This is a genomic window from Siccibacter colletis, from assembly GCF_000696575.1.
Lineage (GTDB): Bacteria > Pseudomonadota > Gammaproteobacteria > Enterobacterales > Enterobacteriaceae > Siccibacter > Siccibacter colletis.
The window spans coordinates 194,374-206,974 of sequence record NZ_JMSQ01000001.1 but is presented as its reverse complement, the minus strand read 5'-3'; the positions used below and the strand labels follow the sequence as shown (position 1 = coordinate 206,974).

General features: G+C 57.5%; 11 protein-coding genes and 1 tRNA gene. 5 read left to right on the top strand and 7 right to left on the bottom strand.

Translation table 11 applies throughout. The features are described 5' to 3' along the window. Positions 1–10: 10 nt before the first annotated feature. The 3 genes from ET34_RS21180 to ET34_RS0100885 form a co-directional block, all read right to left on the bottom strand. On the bottom strand, positions 11–844 hold the full coding sequence (locus ET34_RS21180; protein ID WP_051640434.1) for a TonB family protein: 834 nt from the start codon (positions 842–844) through the stop codon (positions 11–13). An 822-nt stretch (positions 845–1,666) separates the two neighbouring features. Further along, positions 1,667–1,742, bottom strand: a tRNA-Phe gene (locus tag ET34_RS0100890). A gap of 105 nt (positions 1,743–1,847) precedes the next feature. After that, a complete protein-coding gene (locus tag ET34_RS0100885; protein ID WP_031518690.1) occupies positions 1,848–2,567 on the bottom strand; it encodes a DUF554 domain-containing protein in 720 nt (239 codons plus the stop codon). 494 nt (positions 2,568–3,061) lie between these two features. Here ET34_RS0100885 and ET34_RS0100880 point away from each other — a divergent pair, with 494 nt between their 5' ends. Then, positions 3,062–5,200, top strand: coding sequence for an ornithine decarboxylase (locus tag ET34_RS0100880; RefSeq protein ID WP_031518688.1), 2,139 nt, complete (start codon positions 3,062–3,064; stop codon positions 5,198–5,200). 41 nt (positions 5,201–5,241) lie between these two features. Here ET34_RS0100880 and mltC read toward each other — a convergent pair whose 3' ends face one another. The 3 genes from mltC to mutY form a co-directional block, all read right to left on the bottom strand. Continuing rightward, the gene (gene mltC / locus ET34_RS0100875; RefSeq protein ID WP_031518686.1) at positions 5,242–6,321 is read right to left on the bottom strand and encodes a membrane-bound lytic murein transglycosylase MltC; all 1,080 of its coding nucleotides are present in this window, start codon (positions 6,319–6,321) and stop codon (positions 5,242–5,244) included. Positions 6,322–6,428: 107 nt separating this feature from the next. Continuing rightward, positions 6,429–6,701 carry an oxidative damage protection protein gene (locus ET34_RS0100870; protein WP_031518685.1) on the bottom strand — a complete coding sequence of 91 codons (273 nt, stop codon included), beginning with the start codon at positions 6,699–6,701 and terminating at the stop codon, positions 6,429–6,431. 29 nt (positions 6,702–6,730) lie between these two features. Further along, positions 6,731–7,783 (bottom strand): A/G-specific adenine glycosylase, encoded by a 1,053-nt coding sequence (gene mutY, locus ET34_RS0100865; RefSeq protein ID WP_031518683.1) that lies wholly within the window; start codon positions 7,781–7,783, stop codon positions 6,731–6,733. A gap of 155 nt (positions 7,784–7,938) precedes the next feature. On the opposite strand from mutY, the gene trmB reads away from it, so the two are divergent. The 3 genes from trmB (at position 7,939) to ET34_RS0100850 (ending at position 9,775) form a co-directional block, all read left to right on the top strand. Next, complete coding sequence (gene trmB / locus ET34_RS0100860) at positions 7,939–8,658, top strand: tRNA (guanosine(46)-N7)-methyltransferase TrmB (RefSeq protein ID WP_031518681.1); 720 nt, start codon at positions 7,939–7,941, stop codon at positions 8,656–8,658. Then, positions 8,658–8,984 carry a YggL family protein gene (locus ET34_RS0100855; RefSeq protein ID WP_031518679.1) on the top strand — a complete coding sequence of 109 codons (327 nt, stop codon included), beginning with the start codon at positions 8,658–8,660 and terminating at the stop codon, positions 8,982–8,984. Before trmB ends, ET34_RS0100855 begins: the two co-directional genes overlap by 1 nt. A 74-nt stretch (positions 8,985–9,058) precedes the next feature. Beyond that, positions 9,059–9,775 carry a YggN family protein gene (locus ET34_RS0100850; RefSeq protein ID WP_031518678.1) on the top strand — a complete coding sequence of 239 codons (717 nt, stop codon included), beginning with the start codon at positions 9,059–9,061 and terminating at the stop codon, positions 9,773–9,775. 37 nt (positions 9,776–9,812) lie between these two features. Here ET34_RS0100850 and satP read toward each other — a convergent pair whose 3' ends face one another. After that, positions 9,813–10,379: an acetate uptake transporter gene (gene satP / locus ET34_RS0100845; protein ID WP_031518676.1), complete on the bottom strand. Its 567-nt coding sequence runs from the start codon at positions 10,377–10,379 to the stop codon at positions 9,813–9,815. Positions 10,380–10,672: 293 nt separating this feature from the next. On the opposite strand from satP, the gene dnaK reads away from it, so the two are divergent. Then, positions 10,673–12,589, top strand: coding sequence for a molecular chaperone DnaK (gene dnaK, locus ET34_RS0100840; RefSeq protein WP_031518674.1), 1,917 nt, complete (start codon positions 10,673–10,675; stop codon positions 12,587–12,589). Positions 12,590–12,601: the final 12 nt, after the last annotated feature.

Genomic DNA, 12,601 nt, shown 5'->3' with positions numbered 1-12,601 from the left:
AGTAAGATAATTAACTAATAAGCTGGATCTGGCCGTCTATTTTAAAAATAACGGTGACGACCCGATCGTTAACTGGCCCGGTGGTGACGTAGCGCCAGCGGGAAATATCTCGCCGTAAATCGCTGCTGAAAACGTCGCGCGGGGTTTCCGCCAGAATACGAATATTGGTGATGGTGCCCGCCGCCGTGATATCGAATTTCACTTTTACCTGGCCTTCCAGGCCCATGGCGCGTGCCCGATTCGGGTAATTCACCCGGCGATGAAGGATGCGCACCACGCTGCTGGTGGCGTTTCCTGCACCCTGCGCGGCGTTGCCGCTTTCGCTTTCACCCGGACGACTGGCGGATGACGCAGCAACCGATGCGACGGCAGGCTGCGGTGCCGGGGTCAGCCGGGTTTCCGCAGGCTTTGGCGACGACGGTGCCTGCGGAGCGCTGCGCGCTGTTTCCCGCGGTGGCGCGGGCTTTTTCGGCGTGGTGACGGGTTTGTTAACGGCTTTCTTCGGTGGCTCGGGGTTTTTCCGCGCGATGGCTTTTTTCTCAACCAGGATATCAGCACGCTCGGCCTCGACGCTTTTTGGTGATGCCGTATGCGTCGTCGCGGGTGCTATTTCCTGCGGCTCTGCGGCTGCGGGTGACGCTGCCAGCAGCATTACCGACATCTCGCCGCCGCTGTGCCCGGCATGGGGAAGGTTGAGCGGAGAAGGAGAGACCGCCTGATACAGGGCGAACATCAGCAGTGCGTGAACGCCCACTGACAGGCACAGCCACAGCCCGGCACGCCCGTTGCGTGCAGCGGGTGCCGGGGTGAAATGCGTAGTCTGTGCCAGATCCTGCGTTATCAACGTAATAGTCCTTCTCTACCGATCGGGGCTTCCCGGTTTGGGCCGCATGGCCGGACGCCGCGGCGTAAACACGAACACAAACCGAACGGTGGTTTTTATTGTTTTGTTTTACAGATGGTTGCGAAGCGCATCGCAAAGAATGCGGATCATAGTGATAATGAATATCGTTTGCAATATCATTATCATGTAAGCATGAGATATATCATGTATTGAGAGGGAGTTGGGTTATAAAGCTGTTTTGGAAGGATTCTATGGGGATTTATGATGCGTAAGGGATGACTGGCGTTTTATTGTGCCAGGTAAGGGGCGAATGCTGGACGTTGTCCCAGGGCGGGTAAGTTTGCGCACGCTCTAGTGCTGCGTTTGTGAAGGTGGGTGCGCTGCGCTTACCCACCCTACGGCTGCGAGGAAGCGAATCATCGAACGGAGTTTGATGGAGAGTCCGCACGCCAGAAAGCAAAAAACCAGCCCGTAGGCTGGTTTTTCTAAATAGTGGTGCCCGGACTCGGACTAACGCCGCAGGCGTTTGAACAGCGCGCCTGTCGCGCTGGCCCCGAAGGGGTGAGCTTCGCAGAAGCGAATCATCGAACGGAGTTTGATGGAGAGTCCGCACGCCAGAAAGCAAAAAACCAGCCCGTAGGCTGGTTTTTCTAAATAGTGGTGCCCGGACTCGGACTAACGCCGCAGGCGTTTGAACAGCGCGCCTGTCGCGCTGGCCCCGAAGGGGTGAGCTTCGCAGAAGCGAATCATCGAACGGAGTTCGATGAAGAGTCCGCACGCCAGAAAGCAAAAACCCAGCCATAGGCTGGGTTCTTTAAATAGTGGTGCCCGGACTCGGAATCGAACCAAGGACACGGGGATTTTCAATCCCCTGCTCTACCGACTGAGCTATCCGGGCAACGGGGCGCATTAAACCCGATTCGTCACACTACGTCAAATCAAATTTCTCGCTTTCACGCCCGGCCGCGCATTCCCACCGCAGTTTGCGGTTTTTATGAGCAGCTCAGGCAAAAAAGTGCGTCCAGAGTGCGGAAAGCGGCATCGCCAGCAGCAGGGCGGGAAGCAGGTTGGCGACGGCAAACATCTTAATGCCGCAGATGCGCAGCCCGGTTGCCAGCAGCAGCAGTCCACCGGTGGCGGTAAAATCGGCCATCATCATCGGCGTGGTTAACGGCAGGATAAACACCGCGCCGGCGGCCAGCGACAGCTGAACCAGCAGCATCGGCAGGCTGATGACGGCCACGGCAATCCCTAAAGTAGTGGCAAAGATAGTGGCGGTGAAGAAATCGAGAAACGCTTTGGCGATAAGCACGCTCGCATCGCCGGTCATTCCCTCCTGCATGGCACCAAAAACACCGGTGCCGCTGGCGCAGAACAGAATAATAATGGCGACAAAACTCTGCACAAACGACTCCTGCGCAGCGCTGGTGCCTTTGCCTGGCCGGAGGCGTGCCGCCAGATTACGCGCGCCGATCACCGCGTTATTAATGCCCGCTTCGATATTGCACAGCTCACCCAGTAGCGCGCCCAGCAGGGTGGCCAGCACCATCACCGGCAGGTTGGCGCATTTGATCACCAGCAGAATACCGATGCCCAGCGAGGCAAGTCCGAAAATGGCAGGCATGGACGCGCGCAGCCGCTCCGGGAGACGCTGGCTCAGCAGGGCGCCGATAATGCCGCCGAGCAGTACCGCGCCAGCATTGATAAAAGGTCCGGTTACCATATCAGGCTCCTGATGCCCTGCTCGCGGCAGGCGGAAAGAGAGTGGAATGCCATGTTATTCATTAATTTCGCTTTTTTATTCGTGGTTAAAAAATAACTGTTATTAATTTTAATAGCTTAGCGTGGCTGGCTGCAAATGCTTTGCCTGCGCACCGGTCATCGGGTTGCGCCAGCAAAAAGAAGCTGCCATGATTGCGCCAGTTTTTTCCTTTCTACGGGGTTGCGACATGACCAGGCTTACTGCCCACGCCTTCGTGCTTGCATGGCGACATCGCCTGATGCCGCGCGCCCGTTTCCCGCTCTTTACCGTCTCGTCCTCCGCCGCTATGCGGTGAGGGTGCCGCACGCTCACTGCCGGACAGCAGTAAAACCAGACGCGGTCTGTATTTACTGATGTCTTGTGGTCGCAGCTGGAACCCAGTCAGGCCCATTATGAGAGCAGCGCCCGCGCGCTTCTCCGGTCACTTACTTTCCTGAATACGGTTATTTGCGCTTATGAAATCGATGAAAATTGCCGCCAGTCACGACGTGATTGCCGCACTTTCCACTCACCGCGAGGTGGTTGCGCTGGACAGCACCGATTTTACCGACGTGGCGGCGGTGGTCCTCTCTGTGGTGGACAGCCGCAGCGGCATTCTCGCGCTGCTCAAACGCACCGGCTTTAATCTGCCGGTATGGCTCTGGGATGAGGCAGGCGAAGCGAGCGTGCCCGATATCAGCGGCGTGCTGAGTGGCAGGGCGCAGGATTTTCTTGAGCTGGAAGCGGCAGCCTGCCGCTATGAAGAGGCGTTGCTGCCGCCGTTTTTCGACACCCTGCGCCAGTATGTGGCGATGGGCAACAGTACTTTCGCCTGTCCGGGCCACCAGCACGGGGCGTTTTTTAAAAAGCATCCGGCGGGGCGGCAGTTTTACGATTTCTTCGGTGAGAACATCTTTCGCGCCGATATGTGCAATGCCGACGTGAAGCTCGGCGATCTGTTGATCCACGAAGGGTCGGCCAAGCACGCCCAGAAGTTTGCCGCAAAGGTATTTCACGCCGATAAAACCTATTTCGTGCTGAACGGTACCTCGGCGGCAAATAAAGTGGTGACCAACGCCCTGCTGACGCGCGGCGATCTGGTGCTGTTTGACCGCAATAATCATAAGTCGAACCACCACGGGGCACTGATCCAGGCCGGGGCGACGCCGGTTTATCTGGAGGCGGCGCGCAACCCGTTTGGCTTTATCGGCGGCATTGACGCGCACTGCTTTGACGAGGCGTACCTGCGCGAGCGCATTCGCGACGTGGCGCCGCAGCGCGCCGACGACGCGCGCCCGTTCCGGCTGGCGGTGATCCAGCTCGGGACCTACGACGGCACGCTCTACAACGCGCGTCAGGTGATCGACACCATCGGTCATCTGTGCGACTACATTCTGTTTGACTCCGCGTGGGTCGGCTACGAGCAGTTTATCCCGATGATGGCGGAGTGCTCGCCGCTGCTGCTGGAGTTAAATGAGAACGATCCGGGCATCTTTGTTACCCAGTCGGTGCACAAACAGCAGGCCGGGTTCTCGCAGACGTCGCAGATCCATAAAAAGGATAATCACCTGCGCGGCCAGGCGCGGTTCTGTCCGCACAAGCGGCTGAATAACGCCTTTATGCTGCATGCGTCTACCAGCCCGTTCTATCCGCTGTTCGCTGCTCTCGACGTGAATGCGAAAATCCATGAAGGGGAGAGCGGACGCCGGCTGTGGGCCGACTGCGTGGCGCTGGGGATCGAGGCGCGCAAAGCGATCATCGCCAACTGCACCATGATCAAACCCTTTGTGCCGCCGGAGATCGCCGGACGGCCCTGGCAGGATCACCCCACCGATCTGATTGCCCGGGATCGCCAGTTCTTCACCTTCGAGCCGGGCGCACGCTGGCACGGCTTTGAAGGTTACGCCCGCGACCAGTATATGGTTGACCCCTGCAAGCTGCTGCTCACCACGCCAGGGATCGACCCGGAGAGCGGGGAGTACGCGGATTTTGGCGTGCCGGCCGCGATCCTCGCCAACTACCTGCGCGAGAACGGTGTAGTGCCGGAAAAATCGGATCTCAATTCGATTCTGTTCCTGCTCACCCCGGCGGAAAGCCCGGAGAAAATCGCGCAGCTGGTGGCGATGCTGGCGCAGTTTGAGCAGCACATCGAAGACGATACGCCGCTGGCTGACGTGTTGCCGACCATCTACAACAAATATCCGGTGCGCTACAAGGGCTATACCCTGCGCCAGCTCTGCCAGGAGATGCACGATCTCTATGTCAGCTTTGACGTGAAGGATCTGCAGAAGGCGATGTTCCGCCGCGCTGAACTGCCGGAGGTGGTGATGAATCCGCAGGATGCCAATATTGAGTTTATTCGCGGCAAGGTTGAACTGGTGCGGCTGAGCGAGGCGAAAGGGCGCATCGCGGCGGAGGGGGCGCTGCCTTACCCGCCGGGCGTGCTGTGCGTGGTGCCTGGCGAAGTGTGGGACGGCGCGGCACTGCGCTATTTCCTCGCGCTGGAAGAGGGGGTAAACCTGCTGCCGGGCTTCTCGCCGGAGCTGCAGGGCGTCTACAGCGAGACCGATGCCGACGGCATCAAACGGCTCTACGGCAATATGGTGAAGCACTAAAGCGCTGATAAAAAAAGCCCCTCTGGTGAGGGGCTTTTTTACTACTGCCGACGATAGCTCTTCTGGGCGGTATTCACCTTGTAGAGGTAGCGCCGCGACTCCGCCGACGGATGGCGGGTGGTGAGCGTCTGGTACACATCGCCCGGCGTCATGGTGTTGATGATAGCCGCCGCCTCGATCTTGTCGCTGGAGAACACGCGTAGCACGCTGCCCGCCCCGCCGTTGTACGCGGTGATCACCGCATAGCGCCGCGAGGTAGGATTCATGATATCGCCCAGGTACACATCGTTCAGCATCGCCAGATAGGCGGTACCGGTATCAATGTTGTTGGCCGGATCGAACAGGAAGCTGCGGCTCGGCGTGCCGGACTTGCCCTGCGAGCGGAACACGTCTTTACCCGCCGAATGCTGGACCACCTGCATCAGCCCCAGCGCGTCGGAGCGGCTGACGGCGTAGGGGTTGAACGAGGATTCGGTCTGCATAATCGCCAGGATCAGCGATTCATCAACGCCGTATTTACGCGAGGCCTGACGCACCATGCCGAGATATTTATGCGCACGCTTATCGAGGTGGTTTGGCACCAGATTGATGGTCACGCTGTAGATAATGCGCAGCCCGGCCTTGCGGCTCTTCAGGCGATTTTGCAGCAGCCAGTCGGCGTATTGAGTGGCGCGTCCTTCCCAGCGGATCGGCTGACCGGTATGGTCCAGCACCTGTCCGTACAGGAACGGCTCTTTGGAAATCTGAATGTCATTGGCGTCGGAATAGAGGTCCACGCCGCTCGGATCGTCGCCCATCAACAGAGTCATGATAATAGCCTGGCGCAGACGCGCGGCGGGATCGGTGCCGGCGATGGTCTCGACGGTCAGCGTACCGGCTTCGAAATTAATATGGCTGCGGGTCTGGTACTGATCGGTGTACTTCACGTAGTCCTTGGGACCGGCGATCAATACTTCATTGAAGCCCCAGATGTTCTCAATATTGTTGGCAAACTGCCCCATCAGAATATCGAAACCGTTGGTGTCCTTCACATAGGCTTCGTTGTAGCTGTCGCCCTTGTTCGAGCCGGAACAGGAGACGAGCAGGGGGGCCAACAGGGCCAGCGCTAAAAGTTTTTTCATGCTTCCTGGATTGCGTGTTGTGTTGAACATGGGGGGCTGAATCACTTCCACTTTTCACCAGGTTTGCCGCGCCTGAGGCTGACGCCCCAGACGGGAAAACGTTATTGTTACTTTTCTGGCGGGGTGAAGCCTTCGATATGCACCTCTTTGCCTTCGAACAGGAAGTTAACCATCTCCTGCTCCAGCAGTTTGCGGTGTTCCGGGTTCATCATGCTGAGCTTTTTCTCGTTGATCAGCATGGTCTGCTTATGCTGCCACTGCGCCCAGGCCTCTTTAGAGATCTCGTTGTAGATGCGCTTACCCAGTTCGCCAGGGTAGAGCTGGAAATCCTGGCCTTCAGCGTCGCGCTGGAGAAAGGTACAAAAAATGGTTCTGCTCATGTCTTTTCCTCTTATGAACGGGGCGATGTTCAGGCGATAGCGCCGGTGCATAACTGCTGTAGCAAGCGCTCAACCGGCGCGGCCAGCCCCACCGACGGCGGCTGGGCTAAGTTATACCAGAGTGCGCTGCCCTCATCCATGCACGCGGCAAATGAGGACACGGGAAGCCACATCGGCACAATATCTAAATGAAAGTGGCTGAAAGTATGACGAAACGCGGTGAGCTGGGTCAGCCCGCGCTCAGCAATGGCGCGCTCGTGCAGCCAGTCGCGCAGCCCCTGTTCATCGGCAAACTGCGGGAAGCAGTACAGGCCGCCCCACAGGCCGCTCGGCGGGCGCTGCTCCAGATAAACTTTCCCTTCGTGCTGCATCAGCAGCAGATAGCCGGTGCGCTCCGGCAGCGTCTGCTTCGGTTTTTTGCCAGGGTATTCCGCCCAGCGCTGGGTAGCATAAGCAACGCAGCCGCTGTTCAGCGGGCAGATTTCACACTTCGGACGCGAGCGGGTGCAGACCATGGCACCCAAATCCATCATCGCCTGGTTGAAACGCTCCACGCCCTGCGCCGGCGTGACGTCGCTGCTGATCGCCCACAGCCGGTTTTCCACCTCTTTTTTACCCGGCCAGCCGGCCACCGCGTAACAGCGGGCCAGCACGCGCTTCACGTTGCCATCGAGGATTGGGTAGTGCTGCCCCAGCGACAGAGAGAGAATCGCCCCGGCGGTAGAGCGTCCGACGCCGGGAAGGGCGGCGACCTCCTCAAAGGTGGTCGGGAAATGCCCGCCGTGAACCGTCGCGACCTGCTGCGCGGCTTTGTGCAGATTGCGGGCGCGGGCGTAATAGCCCAGCCCGGTCCACAGGTGCAGCACCTCGTCGAGCGGGGCGTTGGCTAAATCGGTGACCGTGGGGAAACGCGCCATAAAGCGCTCGAAGTAGGGAATAACGGTGGTTACCTGGGTTTGTTGCAACATCACTTCTGAGAGCCATACTTTGTAAGGCGTTTTCTCAATTTGCCAGGGCAGGGTTTTACGCCCGTATTTGTCGTACCACGCCAGCACCTGGGCGGAGAAGTGAGAGGCTTGCATCATTAATGCCGGGCTTCCGTAATGGGTAACAGGGGGCCAGATTCCAGCACAGCGGCTGTACGCTGTAAACCGGAACTTTCCGGTGCTTGCATCCGGTAACTAACTTTGGATAATGCCCGTTTGCCTTCCTATCAACTCAAGCAGACTGATTTTTTATGAATAACGACGTCATTTCACCGGAATTTGATGAAAACGGACGCCCGCTGCGCCGTATTCGTAGCTTTGTCCGCCGCCAGGGACGCCTGACCAAAGGTCAGCAACACGCGCTGGACCATCTCTGGCCGGTGATGGGCGTGGAGTACACCGCGCAGCCGCTCGATCTGGTGGCGCTGTTTGGCCGCGATGCGCCAACCACGCTGGAGATTGGCTTCGGCATGGGCGCGTCGCTGGTCACCATGGCGAAAGCCAATCCGTATCAGAACTTCCTCGGGATTGAAGTTCACCAGCCGGGCGTGGGTGCCTGCCTGAGTGCGGCTCAGGAAGAGGGCATCAGCAACCTGCGCGTGATGTGTCACGACGCGGTGGAAGTGCTGGAGAAAATGATCCCGGATAATGCCCTGACCATGGTGCAGCTGTTCTTCCCGGACCCGTGGCATAAAGCGCGCCACAACAAGCGCCGCATCGTGCAGGCGCCGTTTGCCGAGCTGGTAAAAGGCAAGCTGAAGATGGGGGGCGTATTCCATATGGCGACCGACTGGGAACCTTATGCCGAACATATGCTCGAAGTGATGAGCCAGCTCGACGGGTATAAAAACCTGTCACCGACCCAGGACTATGTACCGCGCCCGGAATCGCGCCCGGTAACTAAATTTGAGCAGCGTGGCCACCGTTTAGGCCACGGCGTATGGGATTTAATGTTTGAGAGGGTGAAATAATGGCAACGCAACGCAGCCGTCGTTTACGTAAAAAGATGCACATCGATGAGTTCCAGGAGCTGGGCTTTTCGGTGGCGTGGCGCTTCCCGGAAGGGACCAGCGAAGCGCAGATCGATCAGACGGTAGAAGATCTGATCAATGAAGTGATTGAGCCGAACAAACTGGCGTTTGACGGCAGCGGCTATCTGGCATGGGAAGGGCTGATCTGCATGCAGGAGATCGGCAAGTGCACCGAAGAGCATCAGGCGCTGGTGCGCAAATGGCTTGAGGATCGCAAACTCGAAGAGGTGCGCACCAGCGAACTCTTCGACGTATGGTGGGATTAAGCATGAACAGCGGGTCGGCTTGCCGGCCCGTTTTTGTCTGAGAGCCAGGCCCTGATGGATGTGAGGAAGAGTTTATGATGCGTAAAACGCTGCTGGTGGCGCTGATGGCAACCGCCGTAAGTGCTCATGCGGAATACAAATGCAGTGTCACACCAAAAGATGATGTGATTTTAAGCCCGCAGACCGTGCAGGTCGTGGGTGAGAATGGCAACCTGGTCATTGGCCCGGACGGCGGCGTGATGTTTAACGGCAAACAGGTAAGCCTCACCGCCGCCCAGCGCGAGCAGGCCAGGGATTATCAGACCGATCTGCGCTCGGCGCTGCCGTGGATTGACGAAGGTGCCCGTGCCCGCCTCGAAAGAGGCCGCGTGGCGCTCGACAAAATTATCACCGAGCAGGTGGGTTCCAGCAGCAACATGCGCAAGCGCCTGACGACCCTTGATGGTCAGCTGAAAACCCAGATGAACCGCATTCTGGAGCGCCGCAGCGACGGCATGGCATTCCATTACAAAGCCATCGACCAGGTGCGAGCGGAAGGTCAGCAACTGGTGAATCAGACCATGGGCGGCCTGCTACAGGACAGCATCAACGAGATGGGTGCTAAAGCGGTGACCTCCGGCGGCGGCAATCCGTTGCAGGGCATTCTCGGCAGCATGGGCGGGCTGCAAAGCGCGATTCAGACCGAGTGGAAAAAGCAGGAAAAAGATTTTGAAGGTTTCGGAAAAGCGGTGTGCGCCAGGGTGGTGTCGCTTGAAGATCAGCGTAAAACGCTGGTATCCGGCCTGAAGTAACCGGTACGCCTCTCCCCACAAGGAGAGGCGTTTTTACTTATTTTGGCTCGCCAATCGGCAGCACGGTGCGACCGTACTGCTCGTTCAGCACTTCGCCCATCGCCAGGTAGACCGCGCTGGCGCCACACACGATGCCAATCCAGCCCGCAATGTGAACGATGCCCTCGTTATCCAGCAGATGACCCACGGCCAGCCGGGCGAACAGCACCGTCAGGCTCAGAAACACAAACTGCAGGACGCGCGCGCCCTTCAGGGTGCCGAAGAACATAAACAGCGTGAACACGCCCCACAGCGCCAGGTAAACGCCGAGGAAATGCCCGTTTGCCGGCTCGGCCATACCAAATTTCGGCATGACCAGGATGGCCACCAGCGTCAGCCAGAACGCGCCGTAAGAGGTAAACGCCGTCAGACCAAAGGTATTACCTTTTTTATACTCCAGCAGACCCGCGAAAATCTGCGCCAGGCCGCCGTAAAATATGCCCATCGCAAGGATGATGCCGTCTAACGGAAAAAGCCCGATGTTGTGCAAATTGAGCAGAATGGTGGTCAAGCCAAAACCCATCAAGCCCAGTGGAGCCGGATTAGCCAACTGAGTGTTGCCCATAGATCCTCAAAATCATCATTAAATTTATGTTAGTGATATTCCCGGTGCGAAAACACTTTTCAGCCGGGCGCGGCATCATAATCAGGCGTATGGGCGGCGTCTATGATCTCGCCACAGCGAAACGAAAAATTTTTTGCATCGCCCCCTTGATGGCGGGCGGAGCGACCCCATCTTGTAGACAACCGCAGTGAGGGAACCTGAAAAATTAAAAGCGGGGCAGTTGAAACAGCACGTTTCGCCCTTATTACAGGTTCACAACCACATGATGACGAATTTTTAGTGGAGACGTTTAGATGGGTAAAATTATTGGTATTGACCTGGGCACAACCAACTCTTGTGTAGCGATTATGGATGGCACCACAGCACGCGTGCTGGAAAACGCCGAGGGTGACCGTACTACCCCTTCAATCATTGCCTATACGCAGGACGGTGAAACTCTGGTAGGTCAGCCGGCTAAACGTCAGGCAGTGACGAACCCGCAGAACACCCTGTTTGCGATCAAACGCCTGATCGGCCGCCGCTTCCAGGACGAAGAAGTGCAGCGTGATGTTTCCATCATGCCGTACAAAATCATCGGCGCTGACAACGGCGACGCATGGCTGGACGTGAAAGGACAGAAAATGGCACCGCCGCAGATCTCTGCTGAAGTGCTGAAAAAAATGAAGAAAACGGCGGAAGATTACCTGGGCGAACCGGTAACTGAAGCGGTTATCACCGTTCCGGCCTACTTTAACGATGCGCAGCGTCAGGCGACTAAAGACGCCGGCCGTATCGCGGGTCTGGAAGTAAAACGTATCATCAACGAACCGACCGCTGCCGCACTGGCTTACGGCCTGGATAAAGAAGTTGGCAACCGCACGATCGCGGTTTACGACCTCGGTGGTGGTACCTTCGATATCTCTATTATCGAAATCGACGAAGTTGACGGCGAAAAAACCTTCGAAGTACTGGCGACCAACGGTGATACCCACCTGGGTGGTGAAGACTTCGACAGCCGCATGATCAACTACCTCGTTGAAGAGTTTAAGAAAGATCAGGGCATCGACCTGCGCAACGATCCGCTGGCGATGCAGCGCCTGAAAGAAGCGGCAGAGAAAGCGAAAATCGAACTTTCTTCTGCACAGCAGACCGACGTGAACCTGCCGTACATCACTGCAGACGCGACCGGTCCGAAACACATGAACATCAAAGTGACCCGTGCGAAACTGGAAAGCCTGGTAGAAGACCTGGTAAACCGTTCTATCGAGCCGCTGAAAGTTGCTCTGCAGGATGCTGGCCTGTCCGTTTCCGACATCCAGGACGTTATCCTGGTCGGCGGTCAGACCCGTATGCCGATGGTGCAGAAAAAAGTTGCTGAGTTCTTCGGTAAAGAGCCGCGTAAAGACGTAAACCCGGATGAAGCAGTGGCCATCGGTGCTGCGGTTCAGGGCGGCGTTCTGACCGGCGACGTAAAAGACGTACTGCTGCTGGACGTTACCCCGCTGTCGCTGGGTATCGAAACCATGGGTGGCGTGATGACGGCGCTGATCAGCAAAAACACCACCATCCCGACCAAGCACAGCCAGGTGTTCTCTACTGCAGAAGACAACCAGTCTGCGGTAACCATCCACGTGCTGCAGGGTGAGCGTAAACGCGCCGGTGATAACAAATCTCTGGGTCAGTTCAACCTGGATGGCATCAACCCGGCACCGCGCGGCATGCCGCAGATCGAAGTTACCTTCGATATCGATGCTGACGGTATCCTGCATGTTTCCGCGAAAGACAAAAACAGCGGTAAAGAGCAGAAGATCACCATCAAGGCCTCTTCCGGTCTGAACGAAGAAGAGATCCAGAAAATGGTGCAGGAAGCGGAAGCTAACGCCGAGTCTGACCGTAAGTTCGAAGAGCTGGTTCAGACCCGCAACCAGGGCGACCACCTGCTGCACAGCACCCGTAAGCAGGTTGAAGAAGCGGGCGAGCAGCTGCCGGCCGAAGACAAAACCGCTATCGAGTCCGCGCTGAGCGAGCTGGAAACCTCACTGAAAGGTGAAGATAAAGCCGATATCGAAGCGAAGATGCAGGCGCTGGCGCAGGTTTCCCAGAAGCTGATGGAAATCGCACAGCAGCAGCACGCCCAGCAGCAGACGGGTTCCGCTGACGCTTCTGCGAACAACGCGAAAGAAGACGACGTGGTCGACGCTGAGTTCGAAGAAGTAAAAGATAAGAAATAATCGCCCTTGAAC

Coding starts and splice junctions, on each gene's coding strand:
- mltC (WP_031518686.1), bottom strand. CDS start 6,321: ATGAAAAAACTTTTAGCGCTGGCCCTGTTGGCCCCCCTGCTCGTCTCC.
- dnaK (WP_031518674.1), top strand. CDS start 10,673: ATGGGTAAAATTATTGGTATTGACCTGGGCACAACCAACTCTTGTGTA.
- ET34_RS0100850 (WP_031518678.1), top strand. CDS start 9,059: ATGATGCGTAAAACGCTGCTGGTGGCGCTGATGGCAACCGCCGTAAGT.
- ET34_RS0100885 (WP_031518690.1), bottom strand. CDS start 2,567: ATGGTAACCGGACCTTTTATCAATGCTGGCGCGGTACTGCTCGGCGGC.
- ET34_RS0100855 (WP_031518679.1), top strand. CDS start 8,658: ATGGCAACGCAACGCAGCCGTCGTTTACGTAAAAAGATGCACATCGAT.
- ET34_RS0100870 (WP_031518685.1), bottom strand. CDS start 6,701: ATGAGCAGAACCATTTTTTGTACCTTTCTCCAGCGCGACGCTGAAGGC.
- satP (WP_031518676.1), bottom strand. CDS start 10,379: ATGGGCAACACTCAGTTGGCTAATCCGGCTCCACTGGGCTTGATGGGT.
- trmB (WP_031518681.1), top strand. CDS start 7,939: ATGAATAACGACGTCATTTCACCGGAATTTGATGAAAACGGACGCCCG.
- mutY (WP_031518683.1), bottom strand. CDS start 7,783: ATGCAAGCCTCTCACTTCTCCGCCCAGGTGCTGGCGTGGTACGACAAA.
- ET34_RS0100880 (WP_031518688.1), top strand. CDS start 3,062: ATGAAATCGATGAAAATTGCCGCCAGTCACGACGTGATTGCCGCACTT.